Source organism: Nocardia sp. NPDC004582, assembly GCF_053602115.1.
Genome location: NZ_JBSGCY010000017.1, coordinates 15,227 through 29,165, shown reverse-complemented (window position 1 = coordinate 29,165; position 13,939 = coordinate 15,227). Strand labels below are relative to the sequence as shown.

The 13,939-nt window shown below is 69.1% G+C and carries 8 protein-coding genes; 5 read left to right on the top strand and 3 right to left on the bottom strand.

Annotation, left to right across the window (positions count from 1 at the left end; all coding sequences use genetic code 11):
- Positions 1–4 precede the first annotated feature (4 nt).
- Positions 5–487 carry a GtrA family protein gene (locus ACWELJ_RS07725; protein ID WP_452365386.1) on the bottom strand — a complete coding sequence of 161 codons (483 nt, stop codon included), beginning with the start codon at positions 485–487 and terminating at the stop codon, positions 5–7.
- A gap of 44 nt (positions 488–531) precedes the next feature.
- Here ACWELJ_RS07725 and ACWELJ_RS07720 point away from each other — a divergent pair, with 44 nt between their 5' ends.
- The 4 genes from ACWELJ_RS07720 (at position 532) to ACWELJ_RS07705 (ending at position 6,893) form a co-directional block, all read left to right on the top strand.
- Positions 532–2,034, top strand: a complete 1,503-nt coding sequence (locus tag ACWELJ_RS07720) for an FAD-binding protein (RefSeq protein WP_452365385.1) — start codon at positions 532–534, stop codon at positions 2,032–2,034.
- Positions 2,031–2,792 (top strand): decaprenylphospho-beta-D-erythro-pentofuranosid-2-ulose 2-reductase, encoded by a 762-nt coding sequence (locus tag ACWELJ_RS07715; RefSeq protein ID WP_452365384.1) that lies wholly within the window; start codon positions 2,031–2,033, stop codon positions 2,790–2,792. The genes ACWELJ_RS07720 and ACWELJ_RS07715 overlap by 4 nt, the downstream gene beginning before the upstream one ends.
- 146 nt (positions 2,793–2,938) lie before the next feature.
- Positions 2,939–4,870 carry a galactan 5-O-arabinofuranosyltransferase gene (locus tag ACWELJ_RS07710; protein ID WP_452365383.1) on the top strand — a complete coding sequence of 644 codons (1,932 nt, stop codon included), beginning with the start codon at positions 2,939–2,941 and terminating at the stop codon, positions 4,868–4,870.
- 202 nt (positions 4,871–5,072) lie between these two features.
- Entirely contained in the window at positions 5,073–6,893 is a 1,821-nt protein-coding gene (locus ACWELJ_RS07705; RefSeq protein WP_452365426.1) for a glycosyl transferase, read from the top strand.
- 71 nt (positions 6,894–6,964) lie between these two features.
- Here ACWELJ_RS07705 and ACWELJ_RS07700 read toward each other — a convergent pair whose 3' ends face one another.
- Together ACWELJ_RS07700 and ACWELJ_RS07695 are read right to left on the bottom strand one after the other, a co-directional pair.
- Positions 6,965–8,599 (bottom strand): serine/threonine-protein kinase, encoded by a 1,635-nt coding sequence (locus ACWELJ_RS07700; protein ID WP_452365382.1) that lies wholly within the window; start codon positions 8,597–8,599, stop codon positions 6,965–6,967.
- A 33-nt stretch (positions 8,600–8,632) separates the two neighbouring features.
- The gene (locus ACWELJ_RS07695) at positions 8,633–10,510 is read right to left on the bottom strand and encodes a serine/threonine-protein kinase (RefSeq protein WP_452365381.1); all 1,878 of its coding nucleotides are present in this window, start codon (positions 10,508–10,510) and stop codon (positions 8,633–8,635) included.
- 68 nt (positions 10,511–10,578) lie between these two features.
- Here ACWELJ_RS07695 and ACWELJ_RS07690 point away from each other — a divergent pair, with 68 nt between their 5' ends.
- A complete protein-coding gene (locus tag ACWELJ_RS07690) occupies positions 10,579–13,833 on the top strand; it encodes an arabinosyltransferase domain-containing protein (protein ID WP_452365380.1) in 3,255 nt (1,084 codons plus the stop codon).
- The last annotated feature ends 106 nt before the right edge of the window (positions 13,834–13,939 follow it).

Below are 13,939 nucleotides of genomic sequence, written 5' to 3'. Positions count from 1 at the left end.
GCGCCTAGTTGATCTTGAAGATCACCGCGCGCTGGACGATGAAGTTGATCACGGTGGCGGTGCCCTGCGCGACACAGAACGCCAGGGCCATCCGCCACCAGGCGTCCGGCAGCGCGTAGTAGCAGAGCTGGTTGATCCCCACCTGCAGGGCGAAGGTCAGCGCGTACAGGGCGATCACCGCCAGGAACCGCTTGCGATTCGGCTCGGCCTGGAAGGTCCAGCGCCGGTTGATCAGGTACGCCGTCGTGGTGCCCGCGATGAAGCTGATCGACTTGGCCACCGGCAACGGCAGGCCCACCAGCTGGAAAAGCAGGGTGTACAGGCCGAAGTCCACCACCGCGGAGAAGATGCCCGTCGCCAGGAAACGAATGATCTGCGTCTTGAGATCGACGTCCGTACCGCCGGGTTCATCGACCAGGGGCAGCTCGGGCGGGAGGGGCAGATGGGGTTCCGCGGTCACAACGCAGAAGAGTAGTGCCCGCGACATTGGACACAAGCCTCGGAACGGTTATGCCTGTAGCCTCTATGCCGATGTCCACGAAAGCTCAGACCACTACCGCGGCCGCCGCCGAGCCCAGCTCGAACGGTGACAGCCCTGTAGTCGGCAAAGAAAAAGAGGGCACCGTGTCACAGCAGGGTTCGTTCGACCTGCCGACGCAGACCCGGCGCTTGACCGGTTGGGGGCGCACCGCGGCCACCACCTCGGAAGTGCTCTCCACCAGTGACCCGGAGCTGATCGCCAAGGCGGTCGCCATGGTCGCGGAGGACAACGACTCGAAGCCCGCGCACCTGCGTCGCGGCGTCATCGCCCGCGGCCTGGGCCGCTCCTACGGCGATCACGCCCAGAACGCCGGCGGCCTGGTCGTCGACATGACCGCGCTCAACCGCATCCACCGCATCGACCGGGACTCCCGGCTGGTGGACGTGGACGCGGGCGTGTCCCTCGACCAGCTGATGAAGGCGGCGCTGCCGTTCGGCCTGTGGGTTCCGGTGCTCCCGGGCACCCGGCAGGTGACGGTGGGCGGCGCGATCGGCTCCGACATCCACGGCAAGAACCACCACAGCGCGGGCAGCTTCGGCAACCACGTGCGGTCCATCGATCTGCTCACCGCCGACGGCAAGGTGCAGACCATCGGGCCGAAGAAGAACGCCAAGCTGTTCTGGGCGACCGTCGGCGGCAATGGGCTGACCGGCATCGTGCTGCGCGCCACCATCGAGATGACGCCGACCGAGACGGCCTACTTCATCTCCGACGGCATCAAGACCGTCGACCTCGAGGAGACGATCGCGGTCCACAAGGACGGGTCCGAGGCGAACTACACCTACTCCTCGACCTGGTTCGACGTGATCTCCGGGCCGCCGAAGCTGGGCCGCGCCAATGTGTCTCGCGGCCGGCTGGCGAAACTCGATGAGCTGCCGAAGAAGCTGCGTAAGAATCCGCTGAAGTTCGACGCCCCGAATCTGCTGACGGTGCCGGATATCTTCCCGAGCTTCGCGGTCAACAAGTTCACGCTGGGAATGGTCGGCGAGGCGTACTACGCGCTCGGCGGTAACTACACCGGCAAGCTGATGAACTTGACGCAGTTCTATCACATGCTGGACGTGATCTCGGAGTGGAATCGGGCCTACGGCTCGAAGGGATTCCTGCAGTACCAGTTCGTGGTGCCGCCGGAGGCCCTCGACGAATTCACCAAGATCATCATTGATATTCAGGCATCGGGGCATCATTCCGCGCTCAATGTGCTGAAGTTCTTCGGTCCCGGGAACCAGGCTCCGCTCAGCTTCCCCATGGAGGGCTGGAACACCTGCTTCGACTTCCCGATCCGCCCGGGCCTCAACGAGCTGGTGCGCGAATTGGACCGCCGCGTCCTCGAGTTCGGCGGCCGCATCTACACTGCCAAGGATTCGCGCACCGACGCGGAGACCTTCCACAAGATGTACCCCCGGATCGACGAGTGGATCAAGATCCGCCGGAGCGTCGACCCCACAGGCGTTTTCATGTCCGATATGGCGAGAAGGCTGGAGCTTCAGTGATCAATGCGGTAGGCAACCCGCAATCCATTCTGCTGCTGGGCGGCACCTCGGAGATCGGCTTGGCGATCTGCGCCGAGTACCTGAAGAAGGGCCCCGCGCGCATCGTCCTGGCGGCCCTGCCGGGTGATCCGCTGCGCGAGGACGCCGTATCGCAGATGAAGGCGGCCGGGGCCTCCGAGGTCCAGGTCGTCGACTTCGACGCGCTCGACACCGGCAGCCACCCCGCGGTGATCGACGCGGCCTGGGCCGACGGTGACGTCGACGTGGCCATCGTCGCGTTCGGCATCGACGGCGACGGCGAGATCTTCTGGCAGGACCAGCGCAAGGCCGTCATGATGGCCGAGATCAACTACACCGCCGCGGTGTCGGTGGGCGTGCTGCTCGGCGAGAAGATGAAGGCGCAGGGCTTCGGCCGCATCCTGGCCATGTCCTCGGTCGCCGGTGAGCGCGTGCGCCGCTTCAACTTCGTCTACGGCTCCACCAAGGCCGGCCTGGACGGGTTCTACCTGGGTCTGGGTGAGGCGCTGGCCAAGTTCGGCCCGCGCGTCACGGTCATCCGCCCCGGCATGGTGCGCACCCGGCTCTCCGCGCACGCCAAGGAGAACGGTCTCACCGTGAACAAGGAAGACGTCGCGCTGCTCGCGGTGTCGGCCTCGGAGAAGGGCAAGGAAATCGTCTGGGCCCCCACCGTTTTCCGCTACGTCATGATGATCCTGCGGCACGTGCCGCGTCCGATCTTCCGCAAGCTGCCCATCTAGGCGAGCTTGCGATCAACGCCGCATTCCGGTCCCCGGGTGCGGCGTTTTTCATATCCGGCGGGTCGGCCCCGGCGAGGCGTTCGCGCACGCGGCACTGGCTAGGCTGACCGGCGGTCCATGGACACGAATGCGGAGGGCTGGTGCGGATGAGCGAGCGGGCGAGCGGGCGAGCGGCGGTGCTGGCGCGGCAGGCCGGTAGTGCGGCCGGGGAGGCCGTGCTCGCCGCTGTGGTGGCGGCCGTGGTGGCCGCGATCGGGCTCGAGGCGTTCTCGGTCGTGCACTGGCCGGCGTTCAACTCCTCCAACGTGACCCGGGCGCTGACCACGGTCGGGCAGGTGGCCGCGCTGGCGATGCTGACGGTCGCGGTGGTGTTGCTGCGCCTGCGCAAGTGGGGGTGGCTCGCGAAACTGCTGTCCTGGGGCGGACTTTCGGCCTTCGTGACCGTGACCCTCGGCATGCCGCTGGCCGCCACCAAGCTGTACCTGTTCGGCATGTCCGTGGACCAGGAGTTCCGGACGCAGTATCTGACGCGGCTGACCGACAGCGCCGCGCTGCGCGATATGAACTACGCGGAACTGCCGCCGTTCTATCCGGCGGGCTGGTTCTGGCTGGGTGGCCGGTTCGCGAGCCTGACCGGGCTGGCCGGGTGGGAGGCGTTCAAGCCCTTCGCGATCATCGGCCTGGCGGTCGCGGCGGCGGTCGCGCTGGTGCTGTGGTCCAGGCTGATTCGCGCGGATTGGGCGGTCGCGGTCGCCACCGCGACTACCGCGGTGACCCTCGCCTACGGTGCGCCCGAGGCCTACAGCGCGGTGCTCACGCTGCTGCTCGGCCCCGCGCTGGTCCTGGCCTGGGGCGCGTTGTATCGGCCCGCCGAGACCAGCGAGGACGCGGAGACCACCGCGGGCGGCTGGGGCGCGGTGGTGGGGACCGGACTGTTCCTCGGCCTCGGAGCCACCTTCTACAGCCTCTACTTCGGCGTCGCGGTCTTCGCGGTGTGCCTGATGGCGCTCATCGCCGCCGGATTTGCCATCCGATCGCAGCACACCTGGCGGGCTATCTGGCCGATCCTGGTCCGGCTCATCGGAATCGGCGCGATCGCGGGCGTGCTGGCCCTGGCCGTCTGGACCCCGTTCCTGCTGAAGTTCCTGTCCGGCAAGGCATCTCTGGGCTCGGGCTCGGCGTTCCACTACCTCCCCGAGACCGGTTCGCGGCTGCCGCTGCCCATGACCGAGTTCGATCTGCTGGGTGTGTTCTGCCTGGCCGGAACCATCTGGCTGGTGCTGCGCGCGGGCAGTTCGCGGCGCGCGCAGGCGCTGGGCATCGGCGTCGTCGCCATCTACCTGTGGTGTCTGCTGTCCATGGCAGCGACGGCGGCCGGGACCACCCTGCTGTCGTTCCGGCTGGAATCGCCGCTGCTGGCGCTGCTGTCGGCGGCGGGCGTGTTCGCCTTCGCCGAGGGCGCGCGGGCGGTCTACCAGGCGCTGAACGAGCCGGGCCGGTTCCGGATCGCGGCGGCCGCGGTGGCGCTGGCCGGGGCGATCGGGTTCAGCCAGGGCATTCCGACGGTGCTCGCCACCGAGATCACCACGGCCTACACCGACACCGACGGCAATGGCGAGCGCGCCGACAAGCGCGCTCCGTCGGCCGTCTCCTACTACCGCGAGATCGACGCGAAACTGCTGGAGCAGACCGGGCGGCCGCGCGACGGCAGTGTGGTGCTGACCGCGGACACCAGCTTCCTGGCGATCTACCCGTATTTCGGATTCCAGGCGCTCACTTCGCATTACGCGAACCCGCTGGCGCACTTCGCGGAGCGGACCGCCGAGATCCAGCGCTGGGCCACGCTGAAGACACCCCGGGAGCTGACCGACGCGCTCGAACACTGCCCGTGGCGGGCGCCGGACGCGTTCCTGTTCCGGCGTTCCGGCGACGGCTACACGCTGCGGCTGTCCGAGGACGTCTACCCGAACGATCCGAATGTGAAGCGCATCACGGTGACGCTGCCCAAGGCGCTGTTCGACGACGGGCACTACCGCATCACCGATATCGGACCATTCACCCTCGTCGTGCGTGTCTGAGGGATGGGGCGAGACAAGGATCACTTATCCCCAAAAATGCGGCGAAATCTGGGGATAACTGTCCGGATCTGTGGATAACTTCACGACTTGCCAGTGCAATCTCAGTCGGAAGCTGTAGCGTGGGCCGCTGATTGCAAGGCACAAGGAGTTATGCGTGGCACAGGGGCGGGAAACCGATCGGGGGAACGAAACGGGCTCGGCGGTGGCGGTTCTCGACCACGTCACGCCGAATACGGCCCGTCCCAACCTGACTCGCGCGCAGCGCACGGCCGCACGGCTACGCCTGGCGCGGGCCGATCTGTTCGTCGCGAGCGCGTACCTGTCGCTGGCGGTGCTGGTGCTGTCGGGACAGTGGCTGCACACCGACCGCGGCTACCTGATCAAGAGCGGCCAGGACCAGACCATGTGGGAGTGGTTCTTCGCGGTCACCGCCCACGATGTCTCGCACCTGCGCAATCCGCTGGGCACCACGCTGCAGAACTATCCCGACGGCGTGAACATGATGGCCAATACCGCCATGTTCGGGGTCGGGGTGCCGCTCACCCCGGTCACCCTGCTGTTCGGGCCGACGGTCACCTTCGTGCTGGTGCTCACCCTGGGCCTGTGCGGCACCGCGTTCGCCTGGTACTGGCTGTTCTCGCGGGAACTGGTGTCGTCCAGATTCGCCGCGGCCATGGGCGGCCTGTTCTGCGGGTTCGCGCCCGCCATGATCTCGCACGCCAACGCGCACCCGAATTTCGTGCTGCTGGCGCTGCTGCCGGTGATCGGCCTGAAGGTGATCCGGATGGCGCGCCGCGCGGCCGCGGACGCCGAGGTGAGTCGCGGCCGCCGCAACAAGGACGCCTTCGTGCTGGGCCTGCTGGTGGCGATGCAGATCGCGCTCGGTGAGGAGCCGCTGCTCATCTTCGCGCTCGCCTTCGGTGTGTTCGCGCTGGTCTACCACCTGCACGCCCCGAAGACCGGGCTCCGGATGGTGCGCACCCTGGCCCCGCCGGTGCTGCTGGCGGCGCTGATCACGGTGCTGCTGACCAATATTCCGCTGTGGTGGCAGTTCTTCGGGCCGCAGTCCTACCGTTCCATCGACCACGGGCCGATGAAGAACGATCTGAAGGCGCTGTTCCAGTTCCCCTCCGAGTCGCTGGGCGGCCTGTTCGCGCACGGCCAGAACGTGGCCATCAACGCGACCGAGGAGAACTCGTACTTCGGCTGGCCGCTGTGGATCGTGGTGTCGGTGGCCGTCGTCCTCATGTGGCGCGAACGCGCGGTGCGGGCCGCCGCCGCGGTGATCGCCCTGTTCACCGTCCTGTCCCTGGGCGCCTCGGCCACCATCGGGCTCAGCGATACCGGCATCGTGCTGCCGTGGAAGTGGCTCGACCATGTGCCGCTGCTGAATTCGGTGCTGGAGTCCCGCTTCACCATGGCCGCCATCCCCGCCATCGCGGTGGTGCTGGTGCTGGCCACCCAGCGCGCGCTGGACTACTGGGGCGTCTCGGCGACCGACTGGCGACCGCTGGCTCTGTTCGCCGCCCTGGTCTTCGCCCTGCTGCCGCTCACCCCGACCGTGCTGCCGGTGGTGCAGCGCGCGCCCACGCCCGCGTTCTTCACCGACGGCACGGTGCGCCACTACGTTTCGGGCGGCTCCGTGGTGATCGCTCCGCCGCCCACCGCCCCCGATGCCCGCGCGCTGCGCTGGCAGGTCGATTCCGGCTTCGGATTCCCGCTCGCCGGCGGCTATTTCGTCGGGCCCACCGGCTCCTCCAAGAAGGGCCGCTACGGCCCCGACGACCGCCCCACCGCGAGCCTGCTGATCAAAGCCCAGCAGTCCAACAAGATTCCGGTGATCGACGAGTCCGACCGCGTCCGCGCCCTGGTCGACCTCCGCTACTGGCAGGCCGACGTGGTGGTGCTGCCGCCCACCGACAACGCCGACACGCTGCGGCTGACCGTGGACCAACTGCTCGGCTTCCCGGCGAAGTACGTCGACGGCGTGTGGCTGTGGGACGTCCGCGGGCTGCTGCACTGACCCCGCGTCAGCGGGCCGGCGTGTCGTGGGAACCCTATCGAATTCCGGCCGGTTGAAGGACTTTTCGGCGGTCAGCCGGCGCGGGTGTAGGTGACCGCGCCGCTGCGGGAGAGCGCGCGGGTGATGCGGCCGTCGGTCAGCACCAATTCATGGGTGCCCTGGACCAGGCAGCCGTCGGCGTCGCCGCTGACCAGACCGCCCGCGCCGACGGTGATGTCGGCGCTGCCGGGGACGCCCAGCAGGCGGTAGTCGAAGACGCAGATGGGCTGGTTGTCGCGGAGGACGGTGGAGGTCACGACCACGTCGTTCAGGTTGCCCTGGCGGATGGCCAGTCGGTAGCGGTCGGCGTTGGCGGTGCTGGTGCCCGACCAGTCGCCGACGAAGGCGGACGGGACTCGGCCGGCGGGTGCGGGCGGCGTGGTGGCGGCGACCGTGGTGAGCGCGGTGGGGGCGGCCGAGGCGACGGTGGGGACCGCCGCGGACAGCGGTGTGCCGGTGGATCTTCCGTGGCTCTCCAGGTTCATGGTGACCACGATGGCGCTGCCGCCGATCACGGCGGCCGCCAGCACGGCCAGCAATCCGGTGACCACGCCGCGGCTCACACCCGTGGCCACCGGGACCGGTTCGGGGGCCCGATGCCGGTGCGGCGCGGCGTCTTCGAACGATCCGGTGCGCGCGCCGTAGGCGACACGGTAGGCCGGTGCACCGGGGTCGGTGCGGTAGCCGCCGCCGGCGAGCGCGGTCGGGTCGGTGCGCGAGGAGCGCAGCAGGGTCGGGTCCGTGCGCGGGGAGCGCAGGACGCCCGGGTCGGTGACGAAGCCGAACGGCGGGGTGTCGGGCGCGGCCGGGTTCAGGACCGTCGGATCCGAACCCGTCTGCCAGGCGTGCCAGGCCGCGTCGGCGAAATCGGTGCAGCTGGGGAATCTTTCGTCCGGATGTTTGGCCAGGGCACGGTCGAAAACGGGGTCGAAGGCCGCGGACAGGTCCGGGCGCAACTGGGTGACGTGCAGGGGCGGGGTGCTGGTGTGGGCGTAGATCCAGCCCGCCAGGTCGGTGGCGAGAAATGGCCGGGTGCCGGTGAGCAGCACGAAAAGGGTGCAGGCCAAGGAGTATTGGTCGGTGCGCGGGTCCAGGTAGCGGCCCGACACCTGTTCGGGCGAGGCGAAGGCGAAGGTGGCGGAGATGTCGCCGGTCTTGGTGACGTGGGTGGTCTCGTCGCGCAGGCGCGCGATGCCGAAATCGGTGAGCAGGGCGCGTTCGGGGCGGCCGTCCGCGGGCGGGGACAGCAGGATGTTGGAGGGCTTCACATCCCGGTGCAGCACGCCCTGGCCGTGCGCGTAGTCGAGGGCCGAGGCGATGCCGCCGCCGATGCGCAGCGCCCGTTCGGGGGCCAGGCCGGTGAGCCCGTCGGCGTCGGGTCCGGCCACGAATTGCATGGCGATCCACAGTCTTCCGGCGTCGAGGCCGCGGTCGTAGACCGACACGATATTCGGATGGTCGAAGCGGGCGGTGATGTCGGCCTCGCGTTCGAAGCGCCGCCAGCCCTCGGTGTCGGCGGCCACCTCGTCGCGGTTGAAGACCTTGAGGGCGGCCAGGCGCGGTAGCCGGGGATGGCGGGCGGCGTAGACGGTGCCCGATCCCCCGGCCCCGATCCAGCGTTCGATGACGTATCCGGCGATCTCCTCGCCCGGCTTCGGATCGGCCATGATCGCGCACCTACCTACTTCAGTGGAGCCCTGCTACCTCAGTGGAGCCTTGTCGAGCCAGTCGGTCAGGAGGTTGTTCACCGTGTGCCCGGGCCAGTGCAGCACCATGACGAAGCGCGACCGCGGATCGCCGTCGGGGAAGGAGACCGCGGCCAGCGCGCGCTGGCTGTCGCTGTCCCGGGTCACGGCCGGATCCACCGTGGCCGCCGTGGTGACGGTGAGATCGCCCGCCACGTCCTGGTGCGTTACCGGGGTGACGCGCGCGTTGCCGCCGAAGAACAGCGCGGCCACGGATTTGCCGGGGCGGGTGTCGAAGTCGAGGAAGTCGAAGCGCGGCTGCCCGGTGGCGTCCTCGGCGTTGCAACGCACCCGGTGCGCGCCCCGGACCGCCTCGTCCGGCCCGGGATCCTTGGCGCGGCAGGAGCCGCCCTGCCAGCCGACCGCGGTGCCGTTGGCGGAGAGCTGGCCGATCAGGCTCGGGAAGGCGCGGGCGATGGCGGCGTCCTCGCGGCCCCAGGAGGAGATCAGGGTGTCGGCGCTCGTGTACGTGATCAGCCCGCTCACATCGGTTTTGCGGCTGACCCGCCCGTCGGGCAGCAGGGTGAGGGTGGTGGGCCCGTTGGCGCGGCAGGCATTGGACGGCTCGCGCACCACGATCTCGGAGGTGCCGATGATGAGCCGGTCGCCGTCGCCGGGCACCTGGTCGAGCGGCGCGGAGAACTCGCAGTGGAACGGAAAACCATTGGGGAGCACGCCGTCCACCCGATTGGACAGCACCGGATCGCCGATCTTGGCCTGCTGCACGGTGAGCCGGTAGTTGGTCTGTCCCTCGGTGGCCAGCCAGGTGCCCACGAACCGGTCGGGCACCATCCCCCGCGCGGTCGGCGCGGGCGGGGCATTGCCCTGGTCGAGCACGAATCCCACGCCCGCCGCGGTCACCGCCGCCACCGCCGCCGGAATCAGGACGCGCCGTTGTAATCGCCCCTGCCACAGCGGTTTCCGTCGCCTCCTCCGCCCGCTGCCGCGGGGCGGCGGATGCGGCAGGCGGGCGCGGGCGGTGACGGCCAGGGCCGGATCGGAGTAGTACGCCTGGGTGGCGGCGTAGGCGAGATCCACGCAGTTGTCGAAGCGGTCCTCCGGGTCCTTCGCCAGGGCCCGGTCGAACACGTCGTCCAGGGCGGCCGGGAGCGCTGGGTTCAGTTCGCTCAGCCGCCGCGGCTGCTCCTGGGTGTGAGCGTGCACCCAGGCCAGCGGATTGTCGGCGGCGAAGGGCCGCTGGTCGGTGAGCAGCACGAAAAGCGTGCAGGCCAGCGAGTATTGATCCGATCGCGGACCGACCGGCTTCCCGCTCACCTGCTCCGGTGATGCGAAAGCGAAAGTGGCGGAGATATTTCCGGTATGGGTGAGCTTGGTGGTCTCGTCGCGCAGCCGGGCGATGCCGAAATCGGTGAGCAGCGCGCGTTCCGGGCGGCCGCTCTCGGGGTCGGCGATGAGGATGTTGGACGGCTTCACATCCCGGTGCAGCACGCCCTTCCCGTGCGCGTAATCCAGCGCGGCCCCGATCTCGCCGCCTATACTCAACGCCCGCTCGGGCGAAACATGGTGCAGTTCACCGGCATCCGCGCCGTCCACGAACTGCATGGAGATCCAGAACCGGTCCTCGGCGACGCCGCGGTCATAGATCTGCACGATATTGGGATGGTCGAAATGCGCCGCGATATCGGCCTCGCGCTCGAAACGCCGCCACACCTCGTCGTCTTCGGCGACCTCATCGCGTTTCAAGATCTTCAGAGCCGTGAGCCGGGGTAAGCGCGGATGCCGGGCCGCGTAGACGACGCCCGATCCCCCGGCCCCGACCCGCCGCGCGATCACATACCCGGCGAGAACTTCGCCAGGTCGCAGCTCGGTCATGATTCCTCTTGTCTTCCGGCCCGGCCCCACGCCCAGTTCGGATACCAACCATCATAGAGTCGTTCTTCGTGCGCGCAGACTCCCGAGCGTTCCACCGCATCCGCATCCTCGCCCTGGTGTCCGGTCTTCTCGGATTCCTGCTGGCGGTGATCACCCCGATCCTGCCGGTGCAGCAGGACCGGCCCACTCTGCATTGGCCGCAAGGGGATACGGCCGACGTGGCCGCGCCCCTGGTCTCGTATGTGCCGTTGAGCCTGGACTTGACGCTGCCGTGCCAGGTGTTGCGGGAGCTGCCCAGCGGGACGCTGTTCTCGACGGTGCCCGCCGCCTCCGGTCAGGCCGAGACCAAGGGCCTGGTCGTCAAGGTCACCGACGAACCCGGCAAGGGACCCGTCCTGTCGGTCCTGGTGCGGTTGATTCCGCTGCTGTCCGCGCCGGTGGCCGAGATCGGCGACTGCGGAACCGTGACCGTGCGCTCGGACGCCACCCAGACCCGCGTCGAATTCACCGGGGTCGCGCGCAAGGACGGGACGCCGTTCGTCGGCACCGTCGGCGGCGACACCCGGCCGCAGGTGGTGGGCCTGTTCACCGATCTGAAGCGGGAGCAGCTCGGGAACGCCTCCGCCACCGTGCGGATCGACGCGCGCTTCACCTCCGGCCCGAGCTGGCTGAAGCGGCTGGCGATCATCGGCGCGGTGCTGTTCACGCTGTTGTCGCTGTACGCGCTGCACCTGCTCGACACCTCCGACGGCCGCAAGCCGCGCCGCTTCCTGCCCGCGCACTGGTGGCGGGTGCGGCTCGCCGATGTCGCGGTGCTGGGCACACTGGTGGTGTGGCACTTCATCGGAGCCAACACCTCCGACGACGGCTACATCCTGAATATGGCCCGGGCCTCGAAGTATTCGGGCTACATGGCCAACTACTACCGCTGGTTCGGGGTCGCCGAGGCGCCCTTCGGGTGGCCGTACGAGGTACTGGCCTGGATGACCCGGATCAGCGACTCCAGTCCCTGGATGCGGCTGCCCGCGCTGCTGGCCGGCATCGTGTGCTGGCTGGTGATCAGCCGGGAAGTGCTGCCGCGCTTGGGCTCCCGGGTGCGCCGCGACCAGGTCGCCATCTGGACCGCCGGCCTGGTGTTCCTGGCCGCCTGGATGCCGTACGACAACGGCCTGCGACCGGAACCGCTGATCGCGGCGGGCGCGCTGCTGACCTGGTGCTCCATCGAACGGGCCATCGCCACCGGGCGGCTGCTGCCCGCGGCCGTCGGCGTGCTGATCGCGGCCTTCTCGCTGGCCGCCGGGCCGACCGGGCTGATCTGCATCGCGGCCCTGATCGCGGGCGCGCGGCCGGTGCTCATGGTGATCATCAAACGCGCCGGGCGGCAGCGCGGTTCCTGGCTGCCGCGCTACGGCGCGCTGCTCGCGCCCGGCATCGCGGCCGGAACCCTGGTGCTGGTGGTCGTTTTCGGCGATCAGACCCTGGCCTCGGTCATGGAGGCCACCCGGGTGCGCACCCTGATCGGGCCCAATGTGGCCTGGTTCGACGAGCGCACCCGCTGGGACTCGCTGCTCATGCTGTCCCCCGACGGCTCGCTGGCCCGCCGGTTCGGCATCCTCGCCATGCTGCTGTGCCTGGGCGTGTGCGTGATGGTGATGCTGCGCAAGAACGGCCGCATCCCGGGCACCTCGCGCGGTCCGTCGGCGCGGGTGCTGGGCATCGTGTTCATGTCGCTGTTCCTGATGATGTTCACGCCAACCAAGTGGACCCACCACTTCGGCGTGTACGCGGGCCTGGCCGGATCGCTGGCGGCGCTGGCCGCGGTCGCGGTGGGGGTCAACGGGATTCGCTCGCCGCGCAACCGGACGCTGTTCACGGCGGCGGTGTTCTTCCTGCTGGCCATGACCTTCACCGGCCCCAACGGCTGGTGGTACGTGTCCAGCTACGGCGTGCCGTGGTTCGACAAGGCCCCGCTCGTCGCGGGCAAGGGCTTCTCCACCCTGTTCCTGGGACTGGCGGTGCTGTGCCTGCTGATCGCGGCCTACCAGCACTTCCGGGAGCCGTACACGTCACCGCGGCCGGTGCGCGGCTTCGACAGGTTCGCCAGCATGCCGCTCACCATCGCGGCCGCCGCGCTGGTGCTGTTCGAGGTGTTGTCGCTGGCCAAGGCGGCCGTCGGCCAGTACCCGGCCTACTCCATCGCCCAGTCGAATCTGCGCTCGCTGAAGGGCGATTCGTGCGCCCTGGCCAACGAGGTGCTGGTGGAGACCGACACCGCCGGGTCGCTGCTGCACCCGTGGACCGGCTCCGACGCCGACGGCCTGGCCGCGCAGAACACCGGATTCACCCCCAACGGCGTGGCCGCCGACCTCACCGCCGACGCCGAGGAGACCGTCACCGGCGGCGCCAACTCGGTGAACGACAAGTCCGGCAACAAGACCTCCAAGACCACCGGGGCCGGCACCGGAGGCGGCAAGAGCGAGCAGGCCGGTATCAACGGCAGCTCGGTCGCCCTGCCCTTCGGCCTGGATCCGGCCAAGACCCCCGTGCTGGGCAGCTACACCGATGGCGAGCAGCAGGTTTCGAAGCTCACCACCCAGTGGTACAACGCCGAGAAGCTCAACACCGTGCGCGATAACCCGGCCTACCAGGTGCTGGTGGTGACCGCGGCGGGCCGGATCAAGTCCTTCGACAAGGACGGCGTCCAGACCTATGGACAGGACCTGCTCGTCGAGTACGGCACCCGCGACGCCGCGGGTGAGGTCCGCGATGTCGGCCAGATCCGGCCCATCGATATCGGCCCGAACCCGTCGTGGCGCAATCTGCGCATCCCGCTGGACCAGATTCCCGCGGGCGCGAACGCGATTCGCCTGGTCCTGAACGATGCCGACATCACCCCGCGCCAGTGGCTGGCGGTCACCCCGCCCCGGCTGCCCGAGCTGCGGACGCTGAATTCCCTTGTCGGCGACCAGGCCCCGGTGCTGGAGGACTGGCATGTGGGTCTCGCGTTCCCGTGCCAGCGCCCGTTCGACCACCACGACGGCGTGGCCGAGGTGCCCGCGTGGCGCATCCTGCCCGACCGCGTGGGCCAGGACGCCTCCAACGCCTGGCAGGACGATATCGGCGGCGGGCCGCTCGGCTGGACCGGTCTGCTGCTGCAGTCCGAGACCCGGCCGTCGTACCTGAAGCACGACTGGCGACGGGATTGGGGCGCACTCGAGAAGTTCACCCCGTACGCTCCGGACGCGAATTCACGCCCGACTCTGGACGTGACCGTCGAGACCCGGTCAGGCCTGGCGAAGGACTCGCCGATCAAGGCCAAGTAGCAGTCGCGAAAGCCCGCTCGGAGCACTGTTCCCGGCGGGCTTTCGCGTCGATTCACACCATGCCTACGGCGGCGCGGGAGTGAACACCGCCACTCTCAGAGAGGGC